Origin of the sequence: uncultured Nostoc sp., from assembly GCF_937863485.1 — a bacterium.
GTDB lineage: Bacteria > Cyanobacteriota > Cyanobacteriia > Cyanobacteriales > Nostocaceae > Nostoc.
Genome location: NZ_CALMFY010000031.1, coordinates 1 through 4752, shown reverse-complemented (window position 1 = coordinate 4752; position 4752 = coordinate 1). Strand labels below are relative to the sequence as shown.

Below are 4752 nucleotides of genomic sequence, written 5' to 3'. Positions count from 1 at the left end.
ATGAGGGTTTTTTCTTTTCATACGGAAAGAACTACAGTTTTCAAGGTGGACGCGGCTTAGTAGCTGGATTTACGTGCCTGCTGTACTAGACTTGCTCGAAGATAGTAACATTTGTCAGTGTTTATCAAAATAGAGAAGTAATATGTCAGAAGATTTAAAAGGCAAAATTGCGCTGATCACAGGTGCAAACAAAGGTATCGGGTTTGAGATTGCCCGCCAATTAGGTTCTAGAGGTGCTACTGTTCTTGTTGGTGCAAGAGATATAGGACGTGGTGAAGAAGCAGCGAATAAACTTCGTTCAAATCAGATCGATGCCCGAACAATTCAGCTTGATGTCATCGACCAAAAAACAATCGACTCTACGGGTAAACAAATCGAGAGCGAATTCGGAAAACTTGACATCCTTGTTAACAATGCTGGGATAGTAAGTGATGGCGATCGCTTTCCACCTAGTCAAGTTGATATTGAAACACTGCGACACACTTACGAGACAAATGTATTTGGAGTGTTTGCAGTTACAAAAGCCCTGTTGCCACTCTTGAAGAAGTCAAAAGCAGGGCGAATAGTGAATTTATCAAGTGGTTTAGGTTCTCTGACTCAAAACTCTGACCCAAATAGTGAGTTTGCTGATTCTAGATATCTTGCTTATAACTCATCAAAGACAGCATTGAATGCGATCACAGTTCTTTTGGCCGGTGAACTTAAAGATACCCCGATTAAAGTCAATGCTGCTGATCCTGGTTTCACAGCAACTGACATTAATCAACACCGAGGGTACCGCACTGTTGAGCAAGGAGCCACAGCAGCAGTGAGACTTGCTACTCTACCTGATGATGGTTCTAGCGGAGGGTTTTTTGATGAGAATGGCGTGGTTCCCTGGTAGAAAGTAAGGGGGCATAAGGCATTGAGCAGGAGTTAGAAAACTCGTTTCATCCACCTTTGAACTGGATAAATCCACCTTTGATACTCGTTAACGAGTGTTTGAACTGGATGAATCCACCTTTGATACTCGTTAACGAGTGTTTGAACTGGATGAATCCACCTTTGATACTCGTTAACGAGTGTTTGAACTGGATGAATCCACTTCAGAATTCCGTTCATCCACCTTGTCCCCTTGTCCCCCACTCCCTACTCAATAGGGATTTGAATCAATCCGTCCCCTTTTGACACTCCTGAGATAGTAGCCAGAAGTTGGTCTATTTTTAAGATTAAAGGTGTCGCCCCTGCGAACTTTCCAAATTTTGTAATTGGAAAAGGTCAAAGGCGTTCGGGGTTCGCATACTTCCGGTAGATGATTACCAAGTACAAAGTACACCGCACCCCTACCCATAACTTTTACCAAACCGTTTTTATCCACAAGAACCGATGTACTTTCACTAACCCCTATGCCCAAAACACTGCTAGATACACCGTCCTTAATTTGACGGGCAATAAAAGTCATAATTCGACCCATCCTTTCCCGTCTGTCGAAGTGCGTATCTACGATAGTTCCCCTCAAATCGCTCCAATTGAAAAAGTTGTAAGTAAAAGTGATGTCCCGGTAAGGATCTTCGAGTGCGTCTCTAGTTTCAATGCCTTTTTCGGAAGAAGCACAAGCATCATAGACACAATCACTTTGGATCATCGCACCCGCACTGGTGCCACCAACACCACCACCCTTAAGGTAAACTGACTTAACGGCAGCCTCAAGCTTGGTATCTTTCCAGTTGCGGATGTATTCACATTGGTCGCCACCAGCAAAGAAAATCACATCAGCATTTCTAACTTTTTCATAAATCTCAGCTTTGTTTGCTTCTTGCCTATTGCGAATCACAAGAGTTTCCACAAACTTTACACCCCTCATGGCATAAATTAGCCGATTGTAATCGTGATTACCATTAGTGCGGATAACTACAACATTAACTTTAGTAGCGGAGTCAGTACCTCCCCTAACTTCGTTAATCATCCACTGGATGGCATCATCGACATCGGGGCCACCCCCACCTAAGCTCAGGACTGGGCCCGCTAAAGAAGAACGGATATCATTGGAGGGGGAGGGGTAGACATCAACAGTGTCACCCAGAAAGTAGCGTTTCCAGTTTTCGATAAAACGGGTTATAAGGAAGGTTCCCATATTCAACAACTTGATTCCTGTACTTTTCAAGCGCCTTGCTATGCTTGGGAATGCCTTTGTCACACTAAGCTTTTGGAGCAAACTGCAATTATTGCTAGGCTGTTACGCATTTTTATTGCTTATTTATTCGCGATCGCCCTTAATCATTAGTCGTTAGTCACTTATATTTACAATTTGACTTTAGACAAAGGACTAATGACACTTTTAACGAAAAAATCTGCAATTTAAATACGCACTAGCTTAACTCTGGCACTACAGAGGGTAGAATTTCCAGCGTACAGGGCTTGTACTGTTTTTTAACGCCATAAGAACCCAGAGTAATCATTAATTCTCTGCCTTACTCTGTGAAAATCTCTACATTGCTTGTGTCCTTTATAGTCCAATACGCTTGGGTTAAGCATTTCTTCCTTCTCTTCCTTCTCTTCCTTCTCTTCCTTCGCGTCCTTTGCGTCCTTCTCTACGAGACGCTGCGCGAATGCGGTTCGTTAAAAAAATTCACTTTGAGAAAGAGTTAAGCCTTAACCCAAGCGTATTGCTTTATAGTCCAATCTTGTAGGGAATGGGGTAGGGGGGTTAGGTTGAGGAGCTTTTCCTGTTAGCAATAATACTTTTCAAACATCCTCTGAGGACTAATGTAATTTCAAAGAAAATTTACATTGAATTTAGATCCCCGACTTCTTGAAGAAGTCGGGGATCTAACAAGTCGCTTACCAGACAATTTGCGATCGCTCTTGCACAACTCGCTGATATACTTCTTCAGTTTGCTTGGCTAATTTCAGCCAGTTAAAACGCCGCTCTAAATCCTCATAAGCATTATCCACCAGCCATTGCCGATAACCTGGATTTTTCAACACTTCTAAAATTCCCCAAGCTAAAGAATCCGGATTATTCGCCCAAGTAACAATGCCTGTTTTGGTATGTTGCACCACTTCCGGGAAACCACCAGTATCAGAAACTACTACAGGAACACGAGAAGCAAAGCTTTCTAAAGCCACAATTCCAAAAGGTTCGTAAAGGCTAGGAAATACGGCACAGTCAGCGACAGTTTGAAATCTATCTAAGTATCTATCAGAGAGAAAACCTGTAAAATAGCAATGATGCCAAATTCCCAAATCCCAGGCTTGGCGCTTGAGATGGTCAGTATTGCCGCCACCAACGATGACAAGTTTAACGTTACCTCCCATTTGGGAAAGGATCTTAGGTACGGCATTGAGTAATACAGGTACACCCTTTTCATAGGTCATGCGACCGAGGTAGTAAACGATTTTCTCATCGTCTGTGGCGAATTGGCGGCGAAAATTCACAGCATGAAAATCTACGTGATGCTGTTTCTTTTCGGCTCGGATACCGTTATAAATGACATCGATTTTGTCCCAAGGACTGTGTAGTACTCCTTCTATTTCTTGGCGCATATAGTCGCTACAAACAATAATCCGCCAAGCGTTGAAAGCCAGCAAGTTTTCTTTGCCATTAATATAGCCTTGGATGTCGGTGTGAATACCGTTATAACGTCCGTATTCTGTAGCGTGAATTGTGGCAATTAGTGGTATTTTGAAATTATGTTTGAGAGCGATCGCAGCATCTCCTACTAACCAATCATGGGCATGAATTAAATCAAACGATCCCTCCTCTAGAATCAACTTACCACCGTGATCTCCCATACTCAGGTTAAGATTGACTACCCAGTGGAAAAAGTCGTTACTATAGCCGACTGGCACCCGATGCACCTTTACGCCCTCAACTACCTCATACATTGATGCCTGACCAAACTCTGCTGTAATCAGGTGGACTTCATGCCCTAGCTTTACCAGTTCCGGGTACAACTCCGCTACATGCCGCGCAATTCCCCCAACAATCCTCGGCGGAAACTCCCAACTTAGTACTAGTATCTTCATCTGCCAGACTCCCCGACGCTTTACAAATATCTAAAAAACTACATTTATCTAAAAATACAAGGATGCTGAATACAGTGAGTATGTTTACTAAAATTTTTAGATGTCTTTGACAGTGATTTTGTTAAAGCTTATCAAAGGTTATCAACTGTATGCTATGGATAATAAGCAAGGTCAGCCCCTTCCCTACGGGACGCTCTTGCGTTCGGGGAAGTCAAAAGTCACTCATTCAAAAGTCAAAAGTCAGGGTAAGCGCATCTTGTCAATAAATCCTAAAAGATGATCAATAAGTAAGCATTATTGATCATCTTTTAGGCGACGCCAAATAGTCCATCATAGACATCACTTTGAGCCTTGCGAAACAAACCAAACGAGAAACTCTGATTATTCGTTCATCCACAAACCAAGGTTTTTGTCAAGACTAATTTAGATACGCTTACCCTGTAAGCAAGGTATTATTCTAATTCGTAATGACGCTCTCTACGAGACGCTGCGCGTAGCTTGCTTCCCCGAAGGGGTACGCGGACTCGCTACCGCTACCCTAACGTAATACTCGCCAGAGGCGAGAAGCAAGCTACGTAATTAGGACAATTGAGCGCCCGTTTTGCAACTCAGGCTTTAAGAAGGGGTAAGTAGCTGTTCAGTAATTTCTAGGCTTTCAAAAGCATTTGAGCCTGTAGAAAAAGATTGTCTAATACCATTTCACTTTAATAATGATACAAATACGTTGGTAGGGGCATGGCAATG

Annotated in this window: 4 protein-coding genes; 1 reads left to right on the top strand and 3 read right to left on the bottom strand. The window is 42.7% G+C overall.

Translation table 11 applies throughout. The features are described 5' to 3' along the window. Nucleotides 1-142: 142 nt before the first annotated feature. Nucleotides 143-883: an SDR family oxidoreductase gene (locus tag Q0541_RS04435; protein ID WP_298906090.1), complete on the top strand. Its 741-nt coding sequence runs from the start codon at nucleotides 143-145 to the stop codon at nucleotides 881-883. A 32-nt stretch (nucleotides 884-915) separates the two neighbouring features. On the opposite strand, the gene Q0541_RS04430 is transcribed toward Q0541_RS04435, so the two are convergent. From Q0541_RS04430 to Q0541_RS04420, 3 genes are all read right to left on the bottom strand, one after another. Next, nucleotides 916-1101: a hypothetical protein gene (locus tag Q0541_RS04430; protein WP_298906088.1), complete on the bottom strand. Its 186-nt coding sequence runs from the start codon at nucleotides 1099-1101 to the stop codon at nucleotides 916-918. Between the two features lie 31 nt (nucleotides 1102-1132). Next, nucleotides 1133-2176, bottom strand: coding sequence for a Type 1 glutamine amidotransferase-like domain-containing protein (locus tag Q0541_RS04425; protein WP_298906086.1), 1044 nt, complete (start codon nucleotides 2174-2176; stop codon nucleotides 1133-1135). A 644-nt stretch (nucleotides 2177-2820) separates the two neighbouring features. Further along, nucleotides 2821-4008 carry a glycosyltransferase family 4 protein gene (locus Q0541_RS04420; protein WP_298906084.1) on the bottom strand — a complete coding sequence of 396 codons (1188 nt, stop codon included), beginning with the start codon at nucleotides 4006-4008 and terminating at the stop codon, nucleotides 2821-2823. Nucleotides 4009-4752: the final 744 nt, after the last annotated feature.

What these genes read in the sequence shown, in the direction of transcription:
- Q0541_RS04420 (WP_298906084.1), bottom strand. Translation starts at nt 4,008, where the DNA reads ATGAAGATACTAGTACTAAGTTGGGAGTTTCCGCCGAGGATTGTTGGG.
- Q0541_RS04435 (WP_298906090.1), top strand. Translation starts at nt 143, where the DNA reads ATGTCAGAAGATTTAAAAGGCAAAATTGCGCTGATCACAGGTGCAAAC.
- Q0541_RS04430 (WP_298906088.1), bottom strand. Translation starts at nt 1,101, where the DNA reads ATGAACGGAATTCTGAAGTGGATTCATCCAGTTCAAACACTCGTTAAC.